This is a genomic window from Pseudomonas sp. SB113 (assembly GCF_040754745.1).
GTDB lineage: Bacteria > Pseudomonadota > Gammaproteobacteria > Pseudomonadales > Pseudomonadaceae > Aquipseudomonas > Aquipseudomonas grimontii.
Genome location: NZ_JBFMHW010000040.1, coordinates 1 through 26,409, shown reverse-complemented (window position 1 = coordinate 26,409; position 26,409 = coordinate 1). Strand labels below are relative to the sequence as shown.

Genomic DNA, 26,409 nt, shown 5'->3' with positions numbered 1-26,409 from the left:
AAAATGCCTTCATGCTTGATTGTGAATCCCGTATCAAATGCAAATATATTGGTGCGTTATTTGAAAGGTAAGGGGGTTGATTGCTATGCGATCATTGAACTTGAAAAAGTGGCGCAGATTCCGGTGCTTAGCTCGAAAAAAAAAGGTGAGTTCCAGGCCGATTTATATAAAGGGATCTTCACTTGCGAAGAGCAATTACCGTCAATTCATAGTGGTTTGTTTGACGCTGTTTTACCAGGAAGTGAGAACGGTGTGTTTTTAGCCGAAAAGCTAGCTGCAAAATACTCACTCGTTGGGAATAATCCGGCGACTTCATTCCTGCGTCGACATAAAGACGAGATGCAGCATTCTCTGGCCAATTCAGGTCTGGCGTTTATACCTACCACCGTAGTGAAAAGCAAGAGAGATGCGATGTTGGCCCTTGAGCAGTGGGATCACTATCCCTGCATTTTTAAGCCGCAATCTTCCGCCGGGGGCGAAGGTGTGCGACGTTGCAATAATCTTAACGAGCTAAAATACGCAATAAATAATGCTTCTTGGGGTAAGTTTTCCGCAACTTGGACAACTAATGATAATTTTCTGATACAGCCTATGATCCCCGGCAGCGAGTACGTTGTGGATTTGGTGGCTTATGCTGGCACTTACTTCATATCGGCTGTTTGTCGGTATGTTCGAGGTGATGAGTTGAATATCGAGCATTGCGATTTCGTTAAAAAATTCACTTTTATGCTACCTCTCGACTCTCCAGTCAGTGTCGTACTAGCCGATTATGCAAAGCGTGCCGCAGAAGCACTAGATATTACCTATGGCGCTGTACACATGGAGTTGGTGATGGGGAAGGATGGGCCAGTAATGATTGAGGCTGCTGCCCGCATCCACGGAACAATTACTCCGAAATTATTCATAGACAGTTATACCCCATCGTTGTTGGGTCAATTATATGATGTCTATTTCGGTGTCCCGGAAGAACTAAAAGATGCAGTGCTTGTTACTCCTGCAGTTGTTTCTGATGTTATTTGTATGACGAGTGGCGTTTATGCAAGTAGCGAGGCTCAGATTAACAAGGAGTTGAATACTTTAAAGTCGCTCAGAGGCTACTCCTGCCTGATTGATCAAGGTGACGAGTATGTTGTTACGCGCGATCTCTTTTCGTCGCCGATGAATGCGTGTTTCTGCGACTTGGATACTGATCAGTTGTGGGCTGATGTATCTGCTTTCGATAGGGCCGCTGAGCGATTAATGGGCGGTGTGGGATTCAGCGCTGGAAATTGGCTTTCCATTCGTAGCATTTATGAAGCGTACCTGAAGCCTATTTGACGACGCTGGCGCGGATTTTCGCATGGTCGCGATGTCAGTCTAACGCGCTAAATTTACCCCAAGTGTATGAAGAAGACACTCTCCGGACGATTGTTCTTTCTGGCTCCACGCGAGAAATATTTTCGTTGTGCGTGCGACTTTTGTTTTACCGGTGGCTGTCGCCAAACTGCATCCTCGTCGAAAATTTCACCAGTTCGATGTCGCACGCGTCGTCTCTGGTGAAATAGCCCTCTTTAGCGTAGGGCATCGCATGTATAATGCCGCCCGTCTGCAAAGAGAGCGGTAAAAACCTCACAACTATTTGATCCAGCTCTCTAAAATCGGTCGCCAAAGCCGTTATTGTGCTTCTTTCTATAACGGCCGCTGCACCGCCGACTTGAACCGTAAAGGCCCGCGATCTCTTGACCAGCCCTCTTCTTGAAGCCGTAGCGCTCTCCTGTGAACGCGACCTGCGTCTGCTGTTCGAGCATCTCGACCTGTGTGTGGCGGGCGGCGACATGGTGCAGATCAGCGGTCCCAACGGTAGCGGCAAGACCAGCCTGCTGCGTCTGCTGGCCGGCCTGATGCAGCCCACGGCGGGTGAAGTTCGGCTGAACGGCAAGCCGCTCAACGAACAACGCACCGAACTGGCGCGCAACCTGATCTGGATCGGCCACGCCGCCGGAATCAAGGACGTGCTCACCGCCGAAGAAAACCTCAGCTGGCTCAGCGCCCTGCACCATCCCGCGAGCCGCGAAGCCATCTGGCAGGCCCTGGCCGCCGTGGGCCTCAAGGGTTTCGAAGACGTTCCCTGTCACACCCTGTCCGCCGGCCAGCAGCGCCGCGTGGCCCTGGCGCGCCTTTACCTGCCGGGCCCGCCGCTGTGGATCCTCGACGAACCCTTCACCGCCCTCGACAAACAAGGCGTCACCCAATTGGAAGAACACCTGGCGCGACATTGCGAGCAGGGCGGCCAGGTGGTGCTCACCACCCACCACACCCTGGCGCGCATGCCTGTCGGTTACCGCGACCTCGACCTGGGTCGGTGGTCGGTATGAGTGTGTTTGCCCTGTTGGTCGCCCGCGAAGCGCGGTTGCTGTGCCGTCGTCCGGCCGAATTGGCCAATCCGCTGGTGTTCTTTGCCATCGTGATCGCGTTGTTCCCGTTGGCGGTCGGCCCCGAGACTAAACTGTTGCAAACCTTGTCGCCGGGACTGGTGTGGGTCGCGGCCCTTTTGTCCGTCCTGCTCTCGCTGGACGGGCTGTTTCGCAGTGATTTCGAAGACGGTTCCCTCGAACAGTGGGTCCTTTCGTCGCACCCCCTGCCACTTCTGGTACTGGCCAAGGTACTGGCACACTGGGCTTTTTCCGGCTTGGCGCTAGTCTTGCTCTCGCCACTGTTGGCAATGATGTTGGGATTGCCCAGCGAGTGCCTGCCGATCCTGCTGCTGAGCCTGCTGCTCGGCACTCCGGTACTCAGCCTGTTGGGGGCAGTGGGTGCCGCGTTGACCGTCGGTTTGAAGCGGGGTGGCCTGTTGCTGGCCCTGTTGATTCTGCCTTTGTACATCCCGGTACTGATCCTGGGCAGCGGCGCGTTGCAAGCCGCGCTCATGGGCATGCCGGCGACCGGTTACCTCCTGTGGCTTGGCAGCCTGACCGCCTTGGCGGTAACCCTGACACCCTTTGCTATAGCCGCCGGCCTGAAGATCAGCGTCGGTGAATAATGAGGTCTGACCAAGCGGCACTGTCAGCTCTTCAACATAAGAAAGACCCTACGCTTCTCGCCATGACGAGAAGCAACCGTGAGAAACAGCAATGAACTGGACCTGGTTTCACAAGCTCGGCTCGCCCAAATGGTTCTACGGCATCAGTGGCAAACTGCTGCCTTGGTTCAGCATCGCCGCCGTGTTGCTGATCGGCATCGGCCTGGTCTGGGGCCTGGCCTTCGCGCCGCCGGACTACCAACAAGGCAACAGCTTTCGCATCATCTACATCCACGTGCCCGCCGCGATGCTGGCCCAGTCCTGCTACGTGATGCTGGCGGTGTGCGGCGTCGTCGGCCTGGTGTGGAAGATGAAACTCGCGGACGTCGCCCTGCAATGCGCCGCGCCCATCGGTGCGTGGATGACCGCCGTGGCGCTGGTCACCGGCGCGATCTGGGGCAAACCCACCTGGGGTTCGTGGTGGGTGTGGGATGCGCGACTAACGTCCATGTTGATCCTGCTGTTCCTGTACTTCGGTCTGATTGCGCTGGGCAATGCGATCAGCAATCGTGACAGCGCCGCCAAGGCCTGTGCGGTGCTGGCGATTGTCGGCGTGATCAACATCCCGATCATCAAATACTCGGTGGAGTGGTGGAACACCCTGCACCAGGGCGCCACCTTCACCCTCACCGAAAAACCGGCGATGCCCGTGGAAATGTGGGCGCCGTTGCTGCTGATGGTGCTGGGGTTCTACTGCTTCTTCGGTGCCGTGCTGCTGATGCGCATGCGCCTCGAAGTGCTCAAGCGTGAAGCCCGCACCAGCTGGGTCAAGGCCGAAGTGCAAACCTGCCTGGGAGCGCGTGGATGAGTTTTGCTTCTTTCAGTGATTTTCTCGCCATGGGCCACCACGGCCTGTATGTCTGGACGGCCTATGGCATCTGCCTGGCCGTGCTGGCCCTCAACGTCGCCGCGCCGATCCTGGCCCGCAAGCGTTACCTGCAACAAGAGGCGCGTCGTCTGCGCCGGGAGACCGAAAAGTGAATCCGCTGCGTAGAAAGCGTCTGTTGATCATCCTTGCCATTCTGGCCGGCGTCAGTATTGCCGTGGGCCTGGCGATGAGCGCCCTGCGGGAGAACATCAACCTGTTCTACACCCCGACCCAGATCGCCAACGGCGAAGCGCCGCTGGATACACGCATCCGCGCCGGCGGCATGGTGGAGAAGGGTTCGCTGAAGCGTTCCGGCGATTCCCTCGACGTCACCTTCGTGGTCACCGATTTCAACAAGGCCGTGACCATCACTTATCGCGGCATCCTCCCGGACCTGTTCCGCGAAGGCCAGGGCATCGTCGCCCTGGGCAAGCTCAACGCTGATGGCGTAGTGGTGGCCGATGAAGTGCTGGCCAAGCACGATGAGAAATACATGCCGCCTGAGGTGACCAAAGCCCTCAAGGACAGCGGCCAGTCCGCACCAATCCCAGCGAAGGAGGGCTAAGTCATGACTTCCGCACTGTTTATTCCGGAGTTGGGCCAATTGGCGATGATCCTCGCCCTGTGCTTTGCCATCGTCCAGGCCGTGGTGCCGTTGCTCGGCGCCTGGCGGGGTGACCGCCTGTGGATGAGCCTGGCGCAGCCGGCCGCCTGGGGCCAGTGTGCGTTCCTGGTGTTCGCGTTTGGCTGCCTGACCTACGCCTTTATGACTGACGACTTTTCCGTCGCCTATGTGGCCAATAACTCCAACAGCGCCTTGCCGTGGTACTACAAGTTCAGCGCGGTATGGGGCGCCCACGAAGGTTCGTTGCTGTTGTGGGCATTGATCCTCGGCGGCTGGACCTTTGCGGTGTCGGTGTTCTCGCGCCAGTTGCCGCAAGTCATGCTCGCGCGGGTGCTGGCGGTGATGGGCATGATCAGCATCGGCTTCCTGCTGTTCCTGATCATGACCTCCAACCCGTTCACCCGCATCCTGCCGCAGATCCCTGCGAACGGTCATGACCTCAACCCGCTGTTGCAAGACATTGGCCTGATCGTGCACCCGCCGATGCTCTACATGGGGTACGTCGGTTTCTCCGTGGCCTTCGCCTTCGCCATCGCCGCCTTGCTCGGCGGGCGTCTCGATGCGGCCTGGGCGCGCTGGTCGCGGCCGTGGACCATCGTCGCCTGGGCCTTCCTCGGCATCGGCATCACCCTAGGGTCGTGGTGGGCCTACTACGAACTCGGCTGGGGCGGCTGGTGGTTCTGGGACCCGGTGGAAAACGCCTCGTTCATGCCATGGCTGGTGGGGACCGCACTGATTCACTCGTTGGCCGTCACCGAAAAACGCGGTGTGTTCAAGAGCTGGACCGTGTTGCTGGCCATCGCAGCATTTTCCCTCAGCCTGCTCGGTACCTTCCTCGTGCGTTCGGGCGTGTTGACCTCGGTGCATGCCTTCGCCTCCGACCCGGAGCGCGGCGTGTTCATCCTGATCTTCCTGCTGTTTGTGGTCGGCGGCTCCCTCACCCTGTTCGCCCTGCGCGCGCCGGTGGTCAAGAGCCAGGTCGGCTTCAACCTGTGGTCGCGGGAGACCCTGTTGCTGGGCAATAACCTGGTGCTGGTGGTGGCCGCGTCGATGATCCTGCTCGGCACCTTGTACCCCTTGGTGCTGGATGCCCTGAGCGGCGCCAAGCTGTCCGTCGGCCCACCGTACTTCAACGCGTTGTTTATTCCGTTGATGGGCCTGTTGATGGTGGTGATGGCGGTCGGCATGCTGGTGCGCTGGAAGGACACCCCGGTCAAATGGCTGGCAGGCATGTTGATGCCGGTGCTGCTCGGCAGCGTGGCCCTGGCCGTGGTCGCCGGGATTGCCTATGGCGACTTCAACTGGGCGGTGCTCGCCACCTTCCTGCTCGCCGCCTGGGTGTTGCTGGCCGGTGTGCGTGACATCTTCGACAAGACCCGTCACAAAGGCCTGGTCAGAGGCCTGCCGACCCTGACCCGCAGCTACTGGGGCATGCAGATTGCCCACATCGGCATCGCCGTGTGCGCCCTCGGCGTGGTGCTGTCCAGCCAGAACAGTGCCGAGCGCGACCTGCGCCTGGCGCCGGGTGAGTCCATGGACCTGGCCGGTTACCAGTTCATCTTCGAAGGCGCCAAGCACTTCGAAGGGCCGAACTTCACGTCAGACAAAGGCACCGTGCGCGTAGTCCGCAACGGCAAGGAAATCGCCGTGCTGCACCCGGAAAAACGCCTTTACACCGTACAAAGCTCGATGATGACCGAAGCCGGCATCGACGCCGGTTTCACCCGTGACCTCTACGTGGCCCTGGGTGAACCCCTGGGCGAGGGCGCCTGGGCCGTGCGGGTGCATGTGAAACCGTTCGTGCGCTGGATCTGGTTCGGTGGTTTGCTCACCGGCTTTGGTGGTTTGCTCGCGGCGCTGGATCGCAGGTATCGGGTCAAGGTCAAGAGCCGGGTGCGTGAAGCGCTGGGCATGCAAGGAGCGGCGGTATGAAGCGTTGGTTGATGGTGTTGCCGCTGGCATTGTTCCTGGTGGTCGCGGTGTTTCTGTATCGCGGCTTGTACCTGGACCCGGCCGAGCTGCCCTCGGCGATGATCGGCAAGCCGTTCCCCGCGTTCAGCCTGCCGACCGTGCAGGGTGACAAGACCCTGACCCAGGCCGACCTGCTCGGCAAACCGGCGCTGGTCAACGTGTGGGGCACCTGGTGCATCTCCTGCCGCGTCGAGCACCCGGTGCTGAACAAGCTGGCCGAGAAGGGCGTGGTGATCTACGGCATCAACTACAAGGATGACAACGCGGCGGCCCTGAAGTGGCTGGCGGAGTTTCACAACCCGTACCAGCTGGATATTCGTGATGAAGACGGCAACCTCGGTTTGAACCTCGGCGTGTACGGCGCCCCGGAAACCTTCTTTATCGACGCCAAGGGCGTGATCCGCGACAAATACGTCGGCGTGATCGACGAAGTGGTGTGGCGCGAGCAACTGGCCGCCAAGTACCAGGCGCTGGTCGACGAGGCCAAGCCATGAAGCGCCTGTTAGCCGCTGCCGTGCTGGCGCTGGGCTTGGCCGGGATGGCCCACGCGGCCATCGACACTTACGAATTCGCCAAGGACGGTGACCGCGAGCGTTTCCGCGAATTGACCAAGGAACTGCGTTGCCCCAAGTGCCAGAACCAGGACATCGCCGACTCCAACGCGCCCATCGCCGCCGACCTGCGCAAGGAAATCTTCCGCATGCTGGGGGAGGGCAAGGACAACCAGCAGATCATCGACTTCATGGTCGACCGCTACGGTGATTTCGTGCGCTACAAACCGGCCCTCACCGGCAAGACCGCGCTGCTCTGGTTCGGCCCTGCCGGGCTGCTGCTGGCTGGCGTCGTAGTGATGGCCGTGATCGTCCGCCGTCGCCGCGCCGCACCTACCGATGGTTCCGACGCGCTATCCCCCGAAGAGCGCCAACGCCTCGACCAATTGCTGGACACCAAGACTGATGATTGATTTCTGGCTCGCAGCCGGCTTGCTGCTTCTGATTGCCCTGAGTTTCCTGTTGATCCCTGTGTTGCGCGGCCGCCGCGCCCAGCGTGAAGAGGACCGCACTGCGCTGAACGTAGCGCTTTACCAAGAACGCGTCGCCGAGCTGCAAGTGCAGCAGGACGAAGGCGTGCTCAACGCCGCGCAGCTCGACACCGGTCGCGCCGAAGCCGCCCGCGAGCTGCTGGCCGACACCGAAGGTGTGGAAAAGCCCCGCGAATCGCGCCTGGGTAAACCGCTGCCATTGCTCGCCGCCGTCCTCGTGCCGGTGCTCGGCCTTGGCCTGTATATGCACTTCGGTGCCAGTGACAAGGTTGAACTGACCCGCGAATTCTCCCAGCCGCCGGTGTCCATGGAAGACATGACCCGCCGCCTGGAGCGCGCCGCCGCCGCCCAACCGGACTCGGCGGAAGGTTTGTACTTCCTCGGTCGCGCCTACATGGCCCAGGACCGTTCCGCTGATGCGGCCAACGTCTTTGAACGCACCGTGGCGCTGGCCGGTCGCCAGCCGGAATTGCTCGGCCAATGGGCCCAGGCGCAGTACTTTGCCGACAACAAACGATGGTCGCCCAAGGTCCAGGCGCTGACCGACGAAGCCTTGAAGCTCGACCCGAAGGAAGTCACCAGCCTCGGCCTGCTGGGTATCGCCGCGTTTGAAGGCCAGCGCTATCAAGAGGCAATCGACTACTGGAGCCGCCTGCTGGCCCAATTGCCACCAGAAGACAACTCCCGCGCAGCGCTGCAAGGAGGCATCGACCGCGCCGCCGAGAAGCTCAAGGAAAGCGGTGGCACCGTCGCGCAAAAGGCGGTGATGAAAGTCCGCGTGGACCTGTCCGCCGAGGTCAAGGCCAAAGCCCTGCCTACCGACAGCGTATTCATCTTCGCCCGCGCCGTGACAGGCCCGCCGGCACCCTTGGCGGCCAAGCGCGTCACCGTTGCCGAACTGCCCGTCACCGTCGAACTCGGCGATGCCGACGCGATGATGCCGCAGTTGAAACTGTCCAACTTCCCCGAAGTCCAACTGGTTGCGCGCATATCCCGGGCCGGTCAACCGACCACTGGCGAGTGGATCGGCCGCAGCCAACCCTTGGCCAGCAGCACCACTGCGCTGCAGCAGCTGACCATCGACAGTCCGGACAAGTAATTCGAGGAAACGCCTATGACCGCATTTGCACGCATCACCCTGCTCAGCCTGGTATTGGGCCTGAGCGCCTGTGCGGTCCACCGCCCACCTCCCGCGCCGACCGGCCCGACCATCCCGCCGTCAGGCCCTTCGACCCAGCCAAGCACCAAGCCCTCAGGCCCGGTGACCCCGCCGCCGAAGCCACTGCCGAGCAAATCGCCTACCTTCGCCCCACCACCGGGCGCCGCCAGCCACTGGGACGGCAAGATGCAGGTGTACGTGCTGGACGACCAGCCCGACACCTTCTACCGCCAGCGCACCTACTACCGCTGGAGCAACGGCTGGAGCCGCTCCATCAGCCCCAATGGGCCATGGGAAGACACCGACGTGCAGGGCGTACCGCCGGGCTTGAGCAAGCAGTACGCGCAATGACAAAAGGCGACCTTCGGGTCGCCTTTTTCATGCCTGTGAAATCCATTCTTTCAAACACTGAAGATCAAATGTGGGAGGGGGCTTGCCCCCGATAGCGGTGTTTCAGTTAATTAATGTCTGACTGACATACCTCTATCGGGGGCAAGCCCCCTCCCACAGGAGATCTCCTCAGCCATCAAGCCACAGGACACTCCCGCTCCAGTGCCGCACCCACTAACAACTGCGCAATCTCAACCATCTGTACCACCGCCAGCACCTGCTTGCGGCTTGAGCTGCGGTGCTGAGGCCGGGGCGGACGCTGAAGATGATGTTGGGTGGGTCTTGCGGGGTGTCATCCGGGGAGGATGGCGGGGATTTGGCGTGATTTTTTTCATGCAGTAAATCTCCATTCAGTTGGAGCTCACCACATCCGCGACCAAGCGGAAAGGCGGCGAGCTGTACGCAGGTTGGTCGACCAGGGAATGGAAATCCGGCAGGGCCGTAAGCCTTCCCACGCACAGCTCGTCATAACGCGAACACAATAATGCCGCTTGCGCGGCACTGTGCGCCGTTCTAATCCAGGCGACCAAGCCTGATCGCTGATGAGCAGCGACTGCGAGAGGCTAACGGTGCGTTATAGCTACTGCAGGCCACAGAGATCGTAGGAAATGTCCTGTTAGCGTTTCGCTGATTTGATTGATCACGCCAAGCATGGGAACGATCATTAGGAGATAGGCGGCAATATGATCAGGACCAGATTAACTCCCCACCCTTCAACGAGACGGACCCTCATGAACCTCTACGTCATACGCCACGGCGAAACGTGGGCCAACGCGGAGCACCGCTACCTCGGCGTACTCGACCCGGAACTGAGCGAGCGGGGCAGGGAACAGGCTGTTTTGCTCAGCAAAAAACTGCCTGACGGTATTGAGGTGTTGATCGTTTCTCCACGCCTGCGGGCGCGGCAAACGGCGCAGATTCTTAATCGTGTGTTAAACCTTGAACCGGTGACAATTGATAGCTTCCGCGAGCGCGATGTGGGTGTGTTCGAAGGGTTGACTCAGGCGGAGGCCAAGGCCATGCATCCAGCGCTCTGGGCACAGAACATTACGCGCCAATGGGCGGCGGGGCCTGACGGCGGTGAGTCGATTGCTGATGTGGTCATGCGAGTACACCAAGGCCTGGTCCAGTTAACGTCGCTTTATCCAACACAGGTTGTTTTGCTGGTGGCACATGGTTTTGTGGCAAAGGTGATTCGTGCATTGGCCAGAGGGGACTTCTCGGATTTCTACACCTGGCAGCTTTCAAATGGGGAGATGTTGGCCATGGAAGATTTTCAATTGAAGATACTTCCGGCTGTCTCGCCCTTTGAAACGCACTGAATCACCGCCACAGGCGACTTTCAACCCCCCCCGGGGCTGCGCAAGCCCTACGCCCAGCAAATATTGAAGAGGCGCTCCCCGGCGCCTCTGCTCAGATGTTCATCAGTTTCGCCGCGATGGCATTCCAACCAGCCGGTTCTTGGATCATGGCCAAATAATCATGACCCGCGAAGAGCTGACCCTGGAAGGTATGTTTCGCCATGATCTCCTTGATGATCAAAGTGGCGGGGCCCAGGCCGGTATTGCCGGTCCGGGCGTTGAGTGCCTGGCTTCGCACCTGGGTGGTTATCGCCGCGCCGAGCTGCATCTTTCTTTGTTCAAGCTGTTTGATCTGATCTGCTCGGGATAAGCCGGCGAGGCTGGCTTGCGGCATATCCGCGGCGCTGGGGTTCTGTTCAAGAAAGGCCGCCCACTGCAACTCCATGGCCGCCACCTTGCACAGCGCGGCGTATCGGTCGCTGACCAGGAGCCGGGCCAGTTCGAGTTGGAAGCTGACCATAATGAGCGGGATTTTCCCGACCAGCCCGATGCCCGTAAATGAAAGCAAGGTCGATGTGGTCGACACGGCCATCTCTGTGCCTCGAAAGGCGAGCTTCTTGAGCTTGACCTCAATGGCCAGTTGCAGCCATTTGATCGCATCGCTGACTTGTTCATCGCCCGCAGCGAAGGGTTGATAAGCGGCGAGCAATTTGGACAGGTGCCGCAGATGTATCGCGGTAGAGGCCGTGGCAGAGGCATGCCTGGCTGCATAGAACGGCGCGGGAACAGGCGATATGGCCGGGCCCAGCGCCGCCACTCCCACCCCGGTTGCGTTAACACCCAGGCCCTTCAATTTGCGGTTGGCAAGCATCCTCTGTGTTTTCGGCGAGAGGCCACAGTTTCCGTTTTTGACAAAGTAAGGGTTGAGTTTTAACCCGCTTTGTTCGCAGGCCTTCATATAACTTCTGGCGAGGCCGATCACTGATATGACCGGGTGTACACCGGCCAGCCCGGAGAGCAGGGCAAAGAATATGTCCTCCTTCGATTGTTCTGTTTGAGCGGTTTCACGTATTTGCGCGGCTATTGAGTCAGGCACTTTTTCGTCTCCGTTGTTGGGAGCGGTATCGGAAGCCGTACCGTAGGTAAGTGCTTTACTGCTGGCTGTAGGATTGTTCGGGAGGCAACCTCCAGTCGCCTATCAAACAGACAGAAAAGCCCATGACCCACCCTGGAAGCGGCGCGCGGCTGCCAAGCGCTGAACATGAAAGTATTGATGGGCGCGCCTAACGTGGTGCGTGGCGGGTCGCACTCCGGTAATGTGGCCGCCGCCGGCCTGGTTGCCGAGGGATTGCTGGATATACTTTCCAGTGACTACTACCCGGCCAGCCTGTTGCAGGCGCCGCGCAGGGCTGTCAGTGGTACAACAAGTCTGGCGACAAGCGAAGAGGGTGTTTTGATGGCAGGCAGGTTGATCTATCTCATCGGGCCATCGGGTTCGGGCAAGGACAGCCTGCTGGATGCCGCACGCCCACGCTTGGCCGAGCGCGGTTGCCGGATTGTGCGCCGCGTTATCACCCGCTCGGCGGAAGCGGCGGGTGAAGCGGCCCAGGGAGTGAGCCCGGAGCAATTCGCCGGGATGCAGGCCGAGGGCGCGTTTGCCCTCAGCTGGCACGCCAATGGGTTGTCTTATGGCATTCCCAAGGTCATTGACGAATGGTTGGCGGCGGGGGAGGACGTGCTGGTCAACGGCTCGCGCGCGCATCTGGCGCAGACCCGCGAGCGCTATCCGGACGTGTTGGTGCTGTTGCTGACGGTGGATCAAGCGGTCTTGCGCCAGCGCTTGATTGCGCGGGGGCGTGAGTCTTTGGCGGACATCGAAGCGCGCCTGGCCCGCAATGCGCGATTTACCCAAGAGCTGATCGCCGGCAATGGCGCCGGGTTGTTCGTACTGGATAACTCCGGCCCGCTGGAGCATACGGTCGAGCGTTTGCTGTTCTGCCTGGACCAGGGGCACTCGGCATGCGCCTGACCCTGCTCGGCACCGGTGACGCGCGGCCAGTCCCGGTGTATGGCTGCGAATGCGCCGCCCGTGCAGCGCGCTGATTGAAAGCGGCGACCAGCGCTGGTCGATCGATAGCCGCTTGCCCGACCTCAACGGTTCAACAACTGCTCCACATACTCCACAAACGCCCGCGCCTTGGCGCTCGCCATGCGCCCGCTGGGGAATACCGCCCACAGGTCCCTGGACGGTAATTTCCAATCGTTCAGCACGGTCTTGACCTCGCCACTGGCCAGTTCCGGCGCGAACATCCAGGTCGATGACAGGGTCAGCCCCAGATGGCTCAGCACGGCGGCGCGTACGCCTTCGGCTGCGGTGACGCGCACGCGGCCGTGGGCGACGAGGGGATATTGCTTGTCGCCCTGGGTGAAGTTCCAGTGCGAGCCTTCGCCACGGGTGTAGATGACCGCCTGGTGTTGCAGCAGGTCCGCCGGAGTGGCGGGTTCGCCGAAGCGTTCGAAGTAGGCCGGGGTGCCGAGGATAACGCAGGGCGATTCACCGATCTTGCGCGCCGTGAGGCTTGAGTCATTCAGGTTGCCCATGCGCACGGCAACGTCGATGCCTTCCTCCACCAGGTTGAGGCTGCGGTCATCGAGCACCACGTCCACGTTCACACCTGGGTACTGCTCCAGGAACGCCCCCAGGTGCGCAATGATGTGCATGCGGGCGAAGGTCACTGGCGCACTGATCCGCAAGTTTCCCGAGAGCCCGGAGCCTGCGCCGCGTGCCGCCTCGTCGGCCGCATCGGCTTCATCGATGGCGCGCTTGGCTTTATCGAAAAACGCCAGCCCCGCCTCGGTCGGCGTCAGGCCCCTGGTCGAACGCATCACCAAGCGTACCGCCAGGCGTGCCTCCAATTGCGCGACGCTCTTGGACACGGCCGGTTGGCCGATGCCCAGGCGCTTGGCGGCGGCCGAGAACGAGCCGGTCTCGACAACGTGGACGAAGGTTTCCATGGCGGTGAGACGGTCCATCGGGTGTTCCTTGCTGGATTGGGCGCATCGCGAGGCAGCGCGGCGTACAAGCCTAAGGGGAATGCCCATGGGGTGTCATCCGGTTGGCGGTTTTCAACATGGCGCAAAACAACCCAATCTGTATCGAATGGGGCGATGACTTCACCGCCACGGGTATCCAGATCCCCGATATTCCAGGCGCCGTCACCGCCGGGGACAGTTTTGAAGAGGCGTACAACGCCGCTGTGAAAGTCGCGCACACCCTGCTGCAGGAGATCGCCGCAGAGGGTGGGGGGATTCCGATGCCAACGTCGGTGGCCGATCATCACGCCCACGCAGACTATGCCGGGAAGGGCTGGGGCATGCTGGAGTTGGACATCTCGCCCTACCTGGGCAATACCGAGAAGGTCAATGTGACCTTGCCCGGCTATGTCATCCAACGCATCGACCGTTATGTGCGCGAGCACAAGGTCAAAAGCCGCTCGTCATTTCTGGCGGACGCGGCTTTGGAGAAGCTGGTGCGTTCTTAGGCGGTGGCGACAGCCGTTCGCCGCGACGCACTGAGGAACCGCAACAATGCCACCAGCGGGAACGCACTGCCCACCAGCATCACCCCCAGCCAGCCGCCGTGTTCGTACACACTGCTGGCAATCGCCGAGCCGAACGCACCGCCGATGAAGATGCTGGTCATGTACAACGCGTTCAAGCGGCTGCGGCTGTTGGCGTCGAGTGCGTAGATGGCGCGTTGGCCGAGGACCATGTTCATCTGCACGCAGAAGTCCAGGACCACGCCGGTCACTGCCAGGCCGATCACGCTGTACAGCGGGTGCACAAAGGCCGGCAGGAAGCTCAGCACCGCAAAGACCATGGCCAGCAGTGATGCGCGGTGGGTATGGCCAGCATCGGCCAGGCGTCCAGCGATGGGGGCGGCAATGGCGCCGATGGCACCGACCAGGGCGAAGATCGCGATCTGGGTCTGGCTCAGGCCGTGGTTGCGCACCAGTTCCAGCGGGGCTGCGGTCCAGAACAGGCTGAACGTGGCGAACATGCAGCCTTGGTAAAACGCGCGTTGGCGCAGCAGAGGTTGTTCACGCAGCAGGGTGCCCAGGGAACGCAACAATTGGCCATAGCTGGCGCTGTGGTCCGGCTGGCGCTTGGGGATGGTCAGCATCAGCACCACGCTGATAAACGCCATCAGCGCGGCGGCGACCATGAACATCGCGCGCCAGCCAAAATGGTCCGCCACGACGCTGGACACCGGCCGTGCCAGCAGGATGCCCAGCAGCAGGCCACCCATGATGCTGCCGACGACCCGGCCCCGGGACTCGGCGGGCGCCAGGTGCGCAGCCAACGGGATCAGGATCTGTACCGACACCGAGCTGAAACCGATCAGCAATGACACCAGCAGGAACAGGTTCGGTTGTTCGGTAAAGGCCGCGCCCAACAGGCTGGCAATCGCCACCACGGTCGTGATGATCATCAGCTTGCGGTTTTCCAGCAGGTCACCCAGGGGGACCAGGAAGAACAGGCCGAGGGCATAGCCGATCTGCGTCAGGGACACGATCAGGCTGGCCATCGCGGGGGTGAGGCCGATGTCGGGGGCGATCAGTTCGATGATCGGCTGTGCGTAGTAGATGTTGGCGACAATGGCACCGCAGCAAAACGCAAACAGCATCACCATGCTCCGGGTCATGGTGCTTGTAGCGTGGGAAGTAGCGTTCATGGTGTTCTCATAAAAGCGAATGAAAGTGAGGCGAGCCTAAAGACAACACCGTAGCCCGGGTAGGCCGCCGGCAGTGATAACACTCATGCCCGGTAATGATGAGTGAATCGTTAACTTTCTGCGCGAACGGCAATGATACAGTCAGCCCCAATTGCCGAAACAGGAAATCCATTGCGATGAAGATCACGTTGAACAAGATGCTCCTGGCTTCCACCCTTGCCGCCGCGATGGCGGTGGGGCTGGCGAATGCGGCCGAGGCGCCGCGCGTCGGTGTGCGCGGCGCCATCACCGCGATCGACGGCGACGCCCTGCACGTCAAGGTCAACAGCGGTGAAGAAGTCACCGTGCACCTGACCCAAGCGACCCAGGTGCGCGCCGTCACCCTGGCCAAGATCGATGAAATCAAGCCTGGCAGCTACATCGGCTCGGCCGCCATGCCCAACGCCGACGGCACCCTGACGGCGCTGGAAGTGCACGTGTTCCCACCGGCCATGGCCGGCACGGGCGACGGGCATCGGGCGTTCGACCTGAAGGAAGGCAGCAGCATGACCAACGGCACCGTCGGCGACCTGGTGGTCAGCAAAGGGCGGACATTGACCGTGAAATACAAAGGCGGCGAACAGAAGATCGTCGTGCCGGAGGACGTGCCGATCGTCAACCTGGAACCGGGGGATCGCAGCTTGCTCAAGCCGGGGGTGAAGGTGGTGTTGTTTGCGGCGCAGGGGGCGGATGGGAAAATCACTGCCCAGGCTATTTCAGCCGGCAAGGGCGGCGTGACACCGCCGATGTAACTGCAAAATACAGATCTAAATGTGGAAGGGGGCTTGCCCCCGATAGCAGAGGGACAGTCAACATATACAGTGACTGACACTCCGCTATCGGGAGCAAGCCCCCTCCCACATGTTGACCGAGTTTATTCAGTCAGGTCGGGTTACTGGCCGCTGTAGATCTGGTCAAAAACCCCACCATCATTGAAGTGGGTTTTCTGCACGGTGCGCCAGTCACCAAAGGTCTTCTCTACCGACAGGAAGTCGACTTTCGGGAAGCGGTCGGTGAACTTGGCCAGCACCTTCGGATCACGCGGGCGCAGGTAATTGTTGGCGGCGATTTCCTGGCCTTCCGGTGACCACAGGTACTTCAGGTAGTCTTCAGCCGCCACGCGTGTGCCTTTCTTCTCGACCACTTTATCCACCACCGACACCGGCGGTTCGGCTTCGGCCGAGACGCTTGGGTAGACCACTTCGAACTGATCACGGCCGAATTCACGCGCGATCATTTCCGCTTCGTTCTCGAAGGTCACCAGCACGTCGCCGATCTGGTTGGTCATGAACGTGGTGGTGGCGGCGCGGCCACCGGTGTCGAGCACAGGCGCCTGTTTGAACAGCTTGCCGACAAAGGCCTTGGCTTTCTCTTCATCGCCGCCGTTCTTGAGCACATAACCCCAGGCCGACAGGTAGGTGTAGCGGCCGTTACCCGAGGTTTTCGGGTTGGGCACGATCACTTGCACGCCCTCTTTCAACAGGTCCGGCCAGTCTTTCAGGGCTTTAGGGTTGCCCTTGCGCACGATGAACACGGTGGCCGACGTGAACGGCGCGCTGTTGTTCGGCAGGCGGGTGACCCAGTTGTCCGGCACCAGTTTGCCGTTGTCGACCAGGGCGTTGATGTCGGTGGCCATGTTCATGGTGATCACGTCAGCCGGCAGGCCGTCGATGACCGAGCGCGCTTGTTTGCTGGAACCGCCGAAGGACATCTGCAGGGTCAGCTTGTCGTTCGGGTGCTCGGCTTCCCAGTGCTTCTGGAAGGCGGCGTTGTAGTCCTTGTAGAAATCGCGCATTACGTCGTAGGAGACGTTGAGCAGAGTGACCGGGGCAGCCTGGACGGCGCCCGCCAGGGCAAGGCCGGCGGCCAGGAGAGAGGCGCTTACGAGTTTTTTCACTGCTCATTCCTTGTTGTTCGGGAGAAGAGGGGAGGCACATTGCCAGCGACTATAGCCGGGGGCACTTAGTCGCTTAAAGATTAAAAAGAACTTTGCTTATTCCACTTTCTTAAAAAGGGCGCTGCCACAACGCGAACAGAACGCCGCATTGGGCTCGTGGCTGTTTTTCTTGCACACCGGGCAGTCGTGTTGCAGTTGTTCACCGCGCATGGCACTGGCCAGCTCGGCGGTGAAAATCCCCGTGGGCACGGCAATGATCGAGTAACCAGTGATCATCACCAGCGATGAAATCACCTGGCCCAGCGGCGTCTTGGGCACGATATCGCCAAAGCCCACGGTGGTCAGCGTCACGATCGCCCAATAGATGCCCTTGGGGATACTGGTGAAGCCGTGCTCCGGGCCTTCGATCACATACATCAAGGTGCCGAACACCGTCACCAGGGTGCACACGCTCACCAGGAACACCACGATCTTCTGCTTGCTGCCACGCAGCGCCGCCATCAGGTAGTTGGCCTGCTTGAGGTACGGGCTCAGCTTGAGCACGCGGAAAATCCGCAGCATCCGGATGATGCGGATGATCAGCAGGTACTGCGCGTCGCTGTAATACAGCGCAAGGATGCCGGGCACGATGGCGAGCAAATCCACCAGCCCGTAAAAGCTGAAGGCGTAGCGCAGCGGCTTGGGCGAGCAGTACAGGCGCAACCCGTACTCGATCAGGAAGATCAGCGTGAAGCCCCATTCAATGTAGGCCAGCACATCGGCGTAGTTCTGGTGGATCTGGTCGATGCTGTCGAGCATCACGATCACCAGGCTGGCGAGGATGATCAACAGCAGAATGCCGTCAAAGCGCCGCCCGGCGACGGTGTCGCTCTGAAAAACCATGACGTAGAGCCGCTGACGCCAGTCGTTGTTGCTGTCCATAAAGCCCGCCTGAATCGAATATCGAGCAAGCCTAGGGGGATTCGAAGGGGCTGTCCATGCGCGGTTTCTGAAGCATTCGGCGGCCGGCGTGCACCAGCCAGCAGGCGAGGATAAACGGCGCGGTGAGTGCGGGCAGGTGCAGGGCGGCAAAGCCCGGTGTAAGGAGAATCGCCAGGAGGATGCCCAGCAGCGGCAGCCACGGTTGGCGCCGTGCCTGGCTGAGCGCCAGGGCGGCGAGGGCCGGGTTGTAGCTGTGCAGGCCGAGGAGGGCGCCGGTGGTTTCGTCCAGCAGCAACGCGATCAGTACGCCGCTGCTGGCGCCGATCAAGGCCCAGACCACGGCGCGCCGGTTCGCCAGCCACAGGCCGAGGGCAATCAGCGCGCCCGCCAGCGGCTGGTCCAGCAACATGACTTGCGCCAGGCCGGTGAACGGCGCGCCGAGCACGGCCAGGGCATCGGGCTCGCTCAGGGCCAAGACACTGTGCGGGACGCTGCCCGGCAGCAACCAGCCCAGGCCGACAAAGGGCACGGTGTAGGCGGGCAAGTCGTCGGGCTGCGTCGCGTGTTTCAACCACTGCCGCGTGAGGATCGCACTCAAGCCGCCGCACGCCAGGATCAGCGGCGGCAACAACGCCGACCAGGCGAAATGCTGGCTGATCAACAAGCCCAGCAGCACGCCGTTGTAGCTATAAAGACCCGCTTGGCGCTCGGCCTTGGGATAGCCGCGCCGCTGGGCCGTGAGCAACCCGGCGACGCCCCCCAGCAGCGCCCCGCCGAGCAAGGTCGGGGCGCTGACCAGGACTGCCAACAGGCACAGCAGGCCGCACAGCGGATGGCGTTGCAGGAAGATCTGGCTGAAGCCGTTGAGCAGGGCTTCGGCCCAGTCGTGGCAGGTTGGGTTGTGCATGATGGGTATTCAGTGAGACCGAGTTGTTCCCATCGGGGGCTTACCCCCGATGGGCATAAGTATCTACACATCTTGAGCCGAGCCCCCTGCGTAGCAGCTGTCGAGCCTTGGCGAGGCTGCGTCGGCGGTGTGTCAGACACGCCGCAAACGCAGCCTCGCCAAGGCTCGACAGCTGCGCGTTATCCTACTGACGTTGTGTAGATACTTATGCCCCGATGGGGCCTCTACAGGCGCTAGATCAATGTCTCTATACGCAGCGAATTCGTAGACCCCGGCTGCCCGAACGGCACCCCGGCGGTAATCACCAACGTATCCCCGCGCTGCGCCATGCCTTGGGCCTGGGCAATCTCCAGCGCCGTGGAACACACCTCATCCACCTGCCTCAGTCGATCATTGACCACCGAATGCACGCCCCACGCCACGCTCAAACGGCGTGCGGTGGACAGGTTCGGCGTGAGGTTGAGGATCGGCGCCACCGGCCGTTCCCGCGCCGCGCGCAGGCTGGAGCTGCCGGACTCGCTGTAGTTCACCAGCACCGCCACCGGCAGGATGCTGCTGATGCGCCGGATCGCGCAGCTGATGGCGTCCGACACCGTGGCATCGGCCTTGGGCCGGCTGACATCGAGTTGGGTCTGGTAGTCCGGGCCGTTTTCCACCTGGCGGATGATCTTGCTCATCATCTGCACTGCTTCCAACGGGTATTCGCCCGACGCGGTCTCCGCCGACAGCATCACCGCATCCGCCCCTTCGGCCACCGCATTGGCGACATCCGTCACTTCCGCGCGGGTCGGCGCCGGCGAGAAGCGCATGGACTCCAGCATCTGCGTGGCCACCACCACCGGTTTGCCCAGTTGGCGGCAGGTGCTGATGATGTCTTTCTGGATGTGCGGCACGCTCTCGGCCGGTACTTCCACGCCCAGGTCCCCTCTGGCCACCATGATCGCGTCGCTCAGCTCGGCGATTTCCCGCAGGCGTTGTACGGCCGAGGGCTTCTCGATCTTGGCCATCAGGAACGCCTTGTCGCCGATCAGCTCGCGAGCCTCGCGGATGTCTTCCGGGCGCTGCACAAACGACAGTGCCACCCAGTCCACGCCCAGCTCCAGGCCGAAACTCAGGTCGCGACGGTCCTTGGCGGTGAGCGGGCTGAGTTCCAGCAGGGCTTGTGGGACGTTGACACCTTTACGGTCGGACAACTCGCCGCCATTCAGTACGGTGGTGTCGATGGCATCGGCATGCTGGGTGATCACGCGCAGGCGCAGTTTGCCGTCGTCGAGCAGCAGGTCCATGCCCGGCTCAAGAGCGGCGATGATTTCCGGGTGAGGCAGGTTGACCCGGCGCTGGTCACCCGGCGTCGGGTCCAGGTCCAGGCGCAGGGCCTGGCCACGCACCAGTTGCACCTTGCCCTCGGCAAACGTCCCGACGCGCAGCTTCGGCCCTTGCAGGTCCATGAGGATGCCCAGCGGGTAATTGAGCTGGCGCTCCACCTGGCGAATCCACTGGTAGCGCTGGGCGTGATCGGCATGCTCACCGTGGCTGAAGTTGAGGCGGAAGATATTCACCCCGGCCTGCACCAGCTCGCGGATGTCATCGATACCGTCGGTGGCGGGGCCCAGGGTGGCGAGGATCTTGACCTTCTTGTCAGGCGTCATGGTGGGCAGTCTCAAGGATCAGGATGGCGCGCAAGTCATTGACGTTGGTGCGCGTCGGCTCGGTAACGATCAAGCCGTCAAGGGCGGCGAAATAGCCGTAGCCGTTGTTGTTATCCAGCTCATCGCTGGCCGACAGGCCCAGGGCTTCGGCGCGGGCATAACTGGTGGGCGTCATGATGGCGCCGGCGTTGTCTTCCGAGCCGTCGATGCCGTCGGTGTCGCCGGCCAGGGCGTACACGCCGGGCAGGCCTTTGAGGCTGTCGGTCAGGCTCAACAGGAATTCGGCGTTGCGCCCGCCACGGCCGTTGCCGCGCACGGTGACGGTGGTTTCACCGCCGGAGAGGATCACGCACGGCGCCGCCAGCGGTTGGCCGTGCTGCACGATTTGCCGCGCGATGCCGGCGTGCACTTTGGCCACGTCCCGGGCTTCGCCTTCCAGGTCGCCGAGGATCAGCGGGCTGAAACCGGCCTGGCGGACTTTCACCGCCACCGCTTCCAGTGATTGTTGCGGGCGTGCGATCAACTGGAAGTGGCTGCGGGCAAGCACCGGGTCGCCGGGCTTGACGGTTTCCGACGCCGGATTCTGCAACCAGCTGCGCACGGACGCTGGAGCGTCGATACCGTAGCGCTTGAGGATCGCCAGGGCCTGTTGCGAAGTGCTCGGGTCGCCGACCGTAGGGCCGGAGGCGATGACCGTGGCCTGGTCGCCCGGCACATCGGAAATCGCGTAGGTATAGACCGTCGCCGGCCAGGCCGCCTTGGCCAGCCGCCCGCCCTTGATCGCCGAGAGGTGCTTGCGGACGCAATTCATCTCGCCAATGGTGGCGCCGGATTTGAGCAGGGCTTTGTTGATGGCCTGCTTGTCGGCCAGGGTGATGCCTTCGGCGGGCAGGGCCAGTAGTGCCGAGCCGCCGCCGGAGAGCAGGAAGATCACCCGGTCGTTTTCACCCAGGTTGCTGATCAGTGCCAGCACGCGCTTGGCCACGGCCTGTCCGGCGGCATCGGGAACCGGGTGGGCGGCCTCGACCACTTCGATTTTCTGGCAGGGCGCGCCATGGCCGTAGCGGGTCACCACCAGGCCCGAGACGTCGCCCTGCCAGCCGTTCTCGACGACGAGCGCCATGGCGGCAGCCGCTTTGCCGGCGCCGATCACGATCACACGGCCGCTGCGGTCGGCCGGCAGGTAGGGTTCAAGGACGTGCCGGGGGTGGGCGGCGTCGATAGCTGTGGCAAACAGCTCGCGAAGCAGGTGTTGCGGATCGACCGACATGAGCGGGCTCCCGGGGATTTTTGTTATTAGAGGTGCAGCCATTTCATCGGGGTTATTTATCGCGAATCGAAAAATTCGCCATATGCTCCAAGCCCTTGATCAACGCCGAGTGGTCCCAATTTCCGCCGCCAATCGCCGCGCAGGTGCTGAACACCTGCTGGGTGCCGGCGGTGTTCGGCAGGTTGATCCCCAGCTCCTTGGCACCGGCCAGGGCCAGGTTGAGGTCCTTCTGGTGCAGGTTGATGCGAAAGCCTGGATCGAAGGTGCCCTTGATCATGCGTTCGCCATGCACTTCGAGGATCTTCGATGAGGCAAAGCCGCCCATCAGCGCTTCACGCACCTTGGCCGGGTCGGCGCCGTTCTTGGACGCGAACAGCAGCGCTTCGGCCACCGCCTGGATATTCAGCGCGACGATGATCTGGTTGGCCACTTTGGCGGTCTGGCCGTCGCCATTGCCGCCCACCAGGGTGATGTTCTTGCCCATGCTCTGGAACAGCGGCAGGGCGCGTTCGAAGGTCTGCGGCTCGCCCCCGACCATGATGCTCAAGGTGCCGGCCTTGGCGCCGACTTCACCGCCGGACACCGGTGCGTCGAGGTACTGCGCGCCGGTCTGGTTGATCCTGGCGGCGAAGGCTTTGGTGGCGGTGGGCGAGATCGAACTCATGTCGATCACTACCTTGTTCGGCGACAGGCCGGCAGCTACACCGTCGGCGCGAAACAGCACGTCGTCGACCTGTGGGGTGTCGGGGACCATGACGATAATGAACTCGGCTTCCTGGGCGACTTGCTGCGGGTTGGCCAAGGCCACTGCGCCGGCGCTGATCAGCTCGGCCGGCGCCTTGCCGTGGTGCTCGGAAAGAAACAGTTGATGACCGGCTTTCTGCAGGTTCGCGGCCATGGGTTGGCCCATGATGCCGGTGCCGATAAATCCGATTTTAGCCATGATGAAATCCTCTTGTTATGTGGGAGGGGGCTTGTGTGGTGTTTGTCAGATGGCATTGTGGGTTTTGAGCCAGCCCAAACCGGCTTCGGTAGTGGTCAACGGCTTGTACTCACAGCCGACCCAGCCCGCGTAGCCGATACGGTCCAGATGCTCGAACAGGAAGCGGTAATTAATCTCCCCGGTTCCCGGCTCATTGCGTCCAGGGTTATCCGCCAGCTGGATGTGATTGATCTGCTCCAGATGCGCGGCCATGGTCCGGGCCAGGTCGCCTTCCATGATTTGCATGTGGTAGATGTCGTATTGCAGGAACAGGTTGTCACTGCCCACCTGCTCGCGAATCGACAGGGCCTGGGCGGTGTTGTTGAGGTAGAAACCCGGAATGTCGCGGGTGTTGATCATTTCCATCATCAGCTTGATGCCCACCGCTTGCAGCTTGTCGGCGGCGTACTTGAGATTGGCGACAAAGGTCTTTGCCACGGTTTCATCATCCACACCCTGTGGCCGAATCCCCGCCAGGCAGTTGACCTGGGTATTGCCCAGCACCTGGGCGTAGGCGATGGCCAGCGTGACCCCCGCGCGGAATTCCTCGACCCGGTCCGGGTGGCACGCCAGGCCGCGTTCGCCCTTGGCCCAGTCACCGGCCGGCAGGTTGAACAGCACTTGGGTCAGGCCGTGGGCGTCGAGCTGGGCCTTGATGTCAGCCGAGCTGAATTCGTAGGGGAACAGGTACTCGACACCCTGGAAGCCGGCATCGGCAGCGGCTTTGAAGCGAGCGAGAAAGTCCTGCTCGGTAAACAGCATGGACAGGTTGGCGGCAAAGCGCGGCATAGGGTTCTCCTTAATCGAGCAGGGAAATGGCGGTCGGTGCATCGTTGCCGACCAGGGCCAGGTCTTCGAATTCGTTGACGGCGTTGATCTCGGTGCCCATGGAAATATTGGTCACGCGCTCCAGAATGATCTCAACAATCACCGGCACCTTGAACTCTTCGATCATTTCCTGGGCGCGGCGCAGCGCCGGCTGGATTTGTCCCGGCTCGAACACGCGCAGGGCCTTGCAACCCAGGCCTTCGGCAACCGCGACGTGGTCGACACCATAACCGTTCAGCTCCGGCGCGTTGAGGTTGTCGAAAGACAACTGCACGCAGTAGTCCATTTCAAACCCGCGCTGGGCCTGGCGGATCAGCCCCAGGTAGGAGTTGTTCACCACCACGTGGATGTACGGCAGCTTGAACTGCGCGCCCACGGCCAGCTCTTCGATCATGAACTGGAAGTCATAGTCGCCGGACAGCGCCACCACCTTGCGGCTCGGGTCGGCCTTGACTACGCCAAGCGCCGCCGGAATGGTCCAGCCCAACGGGCCGGCCTGGCCGCAGTTGATCCAGTGGCGTGGCTTGTACACATGCAGGAACTGCGCGCCAGCAATCTGCGACAGGCCGATGGTGCTGACGTAGCAGGTGTCTTTGCCGAACACCTGGTTCATCTCTTCGTACACCCGTTGCGGCTTGACCGGCACGTTGTCGAAGTGGGTCTTACGGTGCAGGGTCGCCTTGCGCTGCTGGCAGTCATGCAGCCAGGCGCTGCGGTCCTTGAGCTTGCCGGCGGCTTTCCACTCGCGGGCCACTTCAATGAACATCGTCAGCGCGGAGCCGGCGTCGGACACGATGCCCAGGTCCGGGGTAAATACGCGGCCAATCTGGGTGGGTTCGATGTCGACATGGATGAATTTACGGCCTTCGGTGTACACCTCGACCGAACCGGTGTGGCGATTGGCCCAGCGGTTACCGATACCCAGCACCACGTCCGATTTGAGCATCGTCGCGTTGCCATAACGGTGGGAGGTTTGCAGGCCGACCATGCCCACCATCTGCGGGTGATCATCGGGGATGGTGCCCCAGCCCATCAGCGTCGGGATCACCGGGATACCGGTGAGTTCAGCAAACTCAACCAACAGCTCGCTGGCATCGGCGTTGATCACACCGCCGCCGCTCACCAGCAAGGGACGTTCAGCCAGATCCAGCAGGGCCAGGGCCTTTTCGACCTGAATGCGCGTGGCCATTGGCTTGGCCAGTGGCAGCGGCTGGTAGGCGTCGATGTCGAATTCGATCTCGGCCATCTGCACGTCGAACGGCAGGTCGATCAGCACCGGGCCAGGGCGGCCGGAGCGCATTTCATAGAAGGCTTTCTGGAAGGCGTACGGCACTTGGCCCGGCTCGAGCACGGTGGTCGCCCACTTGGTCACCGGCTTGACGATGCTGGTGATGTCCACGGCCTGGAAGTCTTCCTTGTGCATGCGGGCCCGTGGCGCCTGGCCGGTGATACACAGGATCGGGATCGAGTCGGCCGAGGCACTGTAGAGGCCGGTGACCATGTCGGTGCCGGCCGGGCCCGAGGTGCCGATGCACACGCCGATATTGCCAGCCTTGGTGCGGGTGTAACCCTCGGCCATGTGCGAGGCGCCTTCAACGTGGCGAGCAAGGATGTGATCGATGCCGCCCACCTTCTGCAAGGCCGAATACAGCGGGTTGATCGCAGCGCCTGGGATACCGAAGGCGGTATCCACGCCTTCACGGCGCATGACCAGGACGGCGGCTTCGATTGCTCTCATTTTGCTCATGATTTTGGTGCCTCTTGCGTTTTGTAATTGTATACAAGTGGTGTCTGTTCAAAGTGTATTCACGGCGGGCGGCGCAGGTCAATCCATTTTATTGATTGGTCTTTGCGTTCGTCGGAACGGCTTTTTTCGACGTATGGAGTCTTTGTTTTAAAATATTGTATACAAAAACAAATGTAATTGTGTTCTATTTGTTGGATCGAGCATCTGATCAAACAAACCTCCACCGCTTTCCCAATAACAAAAGAAGGACGGCACCATGAGCGCTTTAACCTTGAAGATTGCCACCCAACTGACCAGCCAGGCCCTCACCGCCGGCCGCACGATTTCAGCCGCGCCGCTGACCATCGCGGTGCTCGACAGCGGCGGCCACTTGATTACCCTGCAACGTGAAGACGGCGCCAGCCTGCTGCGTCCGCAAATCGCCATCGGCAAGGCCTGGGGCGCGATTGCGTTGGGCAAGGGCTCGCGCTTGCTGGCGCTGGACGCACAGCAACGGCCGGCGTTTATCGCGGCGTTGAACAGCCTGGGGCAGGGCAGCGTGGTGCCGGCACCGGGTGGGGTGTTGATTCGGGATCAGGCAGGGGCGGTACTGGGGGCGATCGGGATCAGCGGGGATACGTCGGATATTGATGAGCAGTGTGCGATCACGGCGATCGAGGGGGCGGGGTTGATGGCGGATGCGGGGGTGTCAGCTTAAGCATTGAGTGACTATCAGGGCCTCATCGGGGCATAGGTATCTACACATCTTGAGCCGAGCCCCCTGCGTAGCAGCTGTCGAGCCTTGGCGAGGCTGCGTCGGCCGCGACTCGAGCTTGAATCGGCAGCGCGCCTGACGCAGCCTCGCTTGCGCTCGGCAGTTGCTACGGGGGGAGGCCTTGATGTGGATTGGCATTCGTAGCAGCTGCCGAGCCCCGGCGAGGCTGCGTTGGCCGCGACTCGAGCTTGAATCGGCAGCGCGCCTGACGCAGCCTCGCTTGCGCTCGGCAGTTGCTACGGGGGGAGGCCTTGATGGGGTTGGCA

The 26,409-nt window shown here is 61.4% G+C and carries 27 protein-coding genes and 1 pseudogene; 17 read left to right on the top strand and 11 right to left on the bottom strand.

From position 1 onward, the window contains the following. Window positions 1-3 precede the first annotated feature (3 nt). The 12 genes from AB1462_RS30190 to AB1462_RS30135 all read left to right on the top strand — a co-directional run bounded on the left by AB1462_RS30190 (window position 4) and on the right by AB1462_RS30135 (window position 10,435). On the top strand, window positions 4-1,317 hold the full coding sequence (locus AB1462_RS30190; RefSeq protein WP_367248802.1) for an ATP-grasp domain-containing protein: 1,314 nt from the start codon (window positions 4-6) through the stop codon (window positions 1,315-1,317). Window positions 1,318-1,718: 401 nt separating this feature from the next. Continuing rightward, window positions 1,719-2,354: a cytochrome c biogenesis heme-transporting ATPase CcmA gene (gene ccmA / locus AB1462_RS30185; RefSeq protein ID WP_090407206.1), complete on the top strand. Its 636-nt coding sequence runs from the start codon at window positions 1,719-1,721 to the stop codon at window positions 2,352-2,354. Next, window positions 2,351-3,019 (top strand): heme exporter protein CcmB, encoded by a 669-nt coding sequence (gene ccmB, locus AB1462_RS30180; RefSeq protein WP_003172769.1) that lies wholly within the window; start codon window positions 2,351-2,353, stop codon window positions 3,017-3,019. Before ccmA ends, ccmB begins: the two co-directional genes overlap by 4 nt. A gap of 91 nt (window positions 3,020-3,110) precedes the next feature. Then, the gene (locus tag AB1462_RS30175; RefSeq protein ID WP_090407204.1) at window positions 3,111-3,866 is read left to right on the top strand and encodes a heme ABC transporter permease; all 756 of its coding nucleotides are present in this window, start codon (window positions 3,111-3,113) and stop codon (window positions 3,864-3,866) included. Next, the gene (ccmD, locus tag AB1462_RS30170) at window positions 3,863-4,039 is read left to right on the top strand and encodes a heme exporter protein CcmD (RefSeq protein WP_003172771.1); all 177 of its coding nucleotides are present in this window, start codon (window positions 3,863-3,865) and stop codon (window positions 4,037-4,039) included. Before AB1462_RS30175 ends, ccmD begins: the two co-directional genes overlap by 4 nt. Then, a complete protein-coding gene (ccmE, locus tag AB1462_RS30165) occupies window positions 4,036-4,491 on the top strand; it encodes a cytochrome c maturation protein CcmE (protein ID WP_090407201.1) in 456 nt (151 codons plus the stop codon). The genes ccmD and ccmE overlap by 4 nt, the downstream gene beginning before the upstream one ends. Before the next feature lie 3 nt (window positions 4,492-4,494). Continuing rightward, window positions 4,495-6,483: a heme lyase CcmF/NrfE family subunit gene (locus AB1462_RS30160; protein WP_315338150.1), complete on the top strand. Its 1,989-nt coding sequence runs from the start codon at window positions 4,495-4,497 to the stop codon at window positions 6,481-6,483. Then, complete coding sequence (locus tag AB1462_RS30155; protein WP_090407195.1) at window positions 6,480-7,016, top strand: DsbE family thiol:disulfide interchange protein; 537 nt, start codon at window positions 6,480-6,482, stop codon at window positions 7,014-7,016. Before AB1462_RS30160 ends, AB1462_RS30155 begins: the two co-directional genes overlap by 4 nt. Further along, the gene (locus AB1462_RS30150) at window positions 7,013-7,486 is read left to right on the top strand and encodes a cytochrome c-type biogenesis protein (protein WP_090407191.1); all 474 of its coding nucleotides are present in this window, start codon (window positions 7,013-7,015) and stop codon (window positions 7,484-7,486) included. Before AB1462_RS30155 ends, AB1462_RS30150 begins: the two co-directional genes overlap by 4 nt. Continuing rightward, entirely contained in the window at window positions 7,479-8,663 is a 1,185-nt protein-coding gene (ccmI, locus tag AB1462_RS30145; RefSeq protein ID WP_367248798.1) for a c-type cytochrome biogenesis protein CcmI, read from the top strand. The genes AB1462_RS30150 and ccmI overlap by 8 nt, the downstream gene beginning before the upstream one ends. Window positions 8,664-8,678: 15 nt before the next feature. Continuing rightward, window positions 8,679-9,074: a hypothetical protein gene (locus AB1462_RS30140; protein ID WP_090407185.1), complete on the top strand. Its 396-nt coding sequence runs from the start codon at window positions 8,679-8,681 to the stop codon at window positions 9,072-9,074. A gap of 770 nt (window positions 9,075-9,844) precedes the next feature. Further along, the gene (locus AB1462_RS30135) at window positions 9,845-10,435 is read left to right on the top strand and encodes a histidine phosphatase family protein (protein WP_367248796.1); all 591 of its coding nucleotides are present in this window, start codon (window positions 9,845-9,847) and stop codon (window positions 10,433-10,435) included. Window positions 10,436-10,526: 91 nt separating this feature from the next. Here the strand turns inward: AB1462_RS30135 and AB1462_RS30130 are convergent, their stop codons facing one another. Further along, the gene (locus AB1462_RS30130; RefSeq protein WP_367248794.1) at window positions 10,527-11,510 is read right to left on the bottom strand and encodes a hypothetical protein; all 984 of its coding nucleotides are present in this window, start codon (window positions 11,508-11,510) and stop codon (window positions 10,527-10,529) included. A 360-nt stretch (window positions 11,511-11,870) separates the two neighbouring features. Between AB1462_RS30130 and phnN the strand changes: the two genes are divergently transcribed. Together phnN and AB1462_RS30120 are read left to right on the top strand one after the other, a co-directional pair. Beyond that, the gene (gene phnN / locus AB1462_RS30125; RefSeq protein ID WP_259193639.1) at window positions 11,871-12,443 is read left to right on the top strand and encodes a phosphonate metabolism protein/1,5-bisphosphokinase (PRPP-forming) PhnN; all 573 of its coding nucleotides are present in this window, start codon (window positions 11,871-11,873) and stop codon (window positions 12,441-12,443) included. Then, window positions 12,434-12,567, top strand: a pseudogene (locus AB1462_RS30120) (phosphonate metabolism protein PhnP); the annotation flags it as partial. The gene phnN and the pseudogene AB1462_RS30120, both read left to right, overlap by 10 nt. Here AB1462_RS30120 and AB1462_RS30115 read toward each other — a convergent pair. Next, the gene (locus AB1462_RS30115) at window positions 12,566-13,447 is read right to left on the bottom strand and encodes a LysR family transcriptional regulator (RefSeq protein ID WP_367248792.1); all 882 of its coding nucleotides are present in this window, start codon (window positions 13,445-13,447) and stop codon (window positions 12,566-12,568) included. The pseudogene AB1462_RS30120 and the gene AB1462_RS30115 overlap by 2 nt on opposite strands. A gap of 98 nt (window positions 13,448-13,545) precedes the next feature. Here AB1462_RS30115 and AB1462_RS30110 point away from each other — a divergent pair, with 98 nt between their 5' ends. After that, complete coding sequence (locus AB1462_RS30110; protein WP_367248790.1) at window positions 13,546-13,956, top strand: type II toxin-antitoxin system HicB family antitoxin; 411 nt, start codon at window positions 13,546-13,548, stop codon at window positions 13,954-13,956. Here the strand turns inward: AB1462_RS30110 and AB1462_RS30105 are convergent. After that, window positions 13,953-15,149: an MFS transporter gene (locus AB1462_RS30105; protein WP_090407172.1), complete on the bottom strand. Its 1,197-nt coding sequence runs from the start codon at window positions 15,147-15,149 to the stop codon at window positions 13,953-13,955. The genes AB1462_RS30110 and AB1462_RS30105 overlap by 4 nt on opposite strands. A 176-nt stretch (window positions 15,150-15,325) precedes the next feature. On the opposite strand from AB1462_RS30105, the gene AB1462_RS30100 reads away from it, so the two are divergent. Continuing rightward, window positions 15,326-15,940, top strand: coding sequence for a DUF5666 domain-containing protein (locus AB1462_RS30100; RefSeq protein ID WP_090407168.1), 615 nt, complete (start codon window positions 15,326-15,328; stop codon window positions 15,938-15,940). 140 nt (window positions 15,941-16,080) lie between these two features. On the opposite strand, the gene AB1462_RS30095 is transcribed toward AB1462_RS30100, so the two are convergent. From AB1462_RS30095 to gcl, 8 genes are all read right to left on the bottom strand, one after another. After that, on the bottom strand, window positions 16,081-17,085 hold the full coding sequence (locus AB1462_RS30095; protein WP_090407165.1) for a sulfate ABC transporter substrate-binding protein: 1,005 nt from the start codon (window positions 17,083-17,085) through the stop codon (window positions 16,081-16,083). Between the two features lie 96 nt (window positions 17,086-17,181). Further along, window positions 17,182-18,006, bottom strand: a complete 825-nt coding sequence (locus AB1462_RS30090; protein WP_090407162.1) for an ion transporter — start codon at window positions 18,004-18,006, stop codon at window positions 17,182-17,184. Between the two features lie 31 nt (window positions 18,007-18,037). Beyond that, complete coding sequence (locus AB1462_RS30085; RefSeq protein ID WP_259193503.1) at window positions 18,038-18,913, bottom strand: urea transporter; 876 nt, start codon at window positions 18,911-18,913, stop codon at window positions 18,038-18,040. A 233-nt stretch (window positions 18,914-19,146) separates the two neighbouring features. Further along, window positions 19,147-20,562, bottom strand: a complete 1,416-nt coding sequence (pyk, locus tag AB1462_RS30080; protein WP_090407159.1) for a pyruvate kinase — start codon at window positions 20,560-20,562, stop codon at window positions 19,147-19,149. Continuing rightward, window positions 20,552-21,832 (bottom strand): glycerate kinase, encoded by a 1,281-nt coding sequence (locus AB1462_RS30075; protein WP_367248787.1) that lies wholly within the window; start codon window positions 21,830-21,832, stop codon window positions 20,552-20,554. Before AB1462_RS30075 ends, pyk begins: the two co-directional genes overlap by 11 nt. A gap of 52 nt (window positions 21,833-21,884) precedes the next feature. Next, window positions 21,885-22,775, bottom strand: coding sequence for a 2-hydroxy-3-oxopropionate reductase (locus AB1462_RS30070; RefSeq protein ID WP_090407153.1), 891 nt, complete (start codon window positions 22,773-22,775; stop codon window positions 21,885-21,887). Window positions 22,776-22,820: 45 nt separating this feature from the next. Further along, window positions 22,821-23,603: a hydroxypyruvate isomerase gene (gene hyi / locus AB1462_RS30065; protein WP_367248784.1), complete on the bottom strand. Its 783-nt coding sequence runs from the start codon at window positions 23,601-23,603 to the stop codon at window positions 22,821-22,823. 10 nt (window positions 23,604-23,613) lie between these two features. Beyond that, window positions 23,614-25,389, bottom strand: a complete 1,776-nt coding sequence (gene gcl, locus AB1462_RS30060) for a glyoxylate carboligase (protein ID WP_315338138.1) — start codon at window positions 25,387-25,389, stop codon at window positions 23,614-23,616. Window positions 25,390-25,645: 256 nt separating this feature from the next. Between gcl and AB1462_RS30055 the strand changes: the two genes are divergently transcribed. Then, window positions 25,646-26,086 (top strand): heme-binding protein, encoded by a 441-nt coding sequence (locus AB1462_RS30055; RefSeq protein WP_090407142.1) that lies wholly within the window; start codon window positions 25,646-25,648, stop codon window positions 26,084-26,086. The last annotated feature ends 323 nt before the right edge of the window (window positions 26,087-26,409 follow it).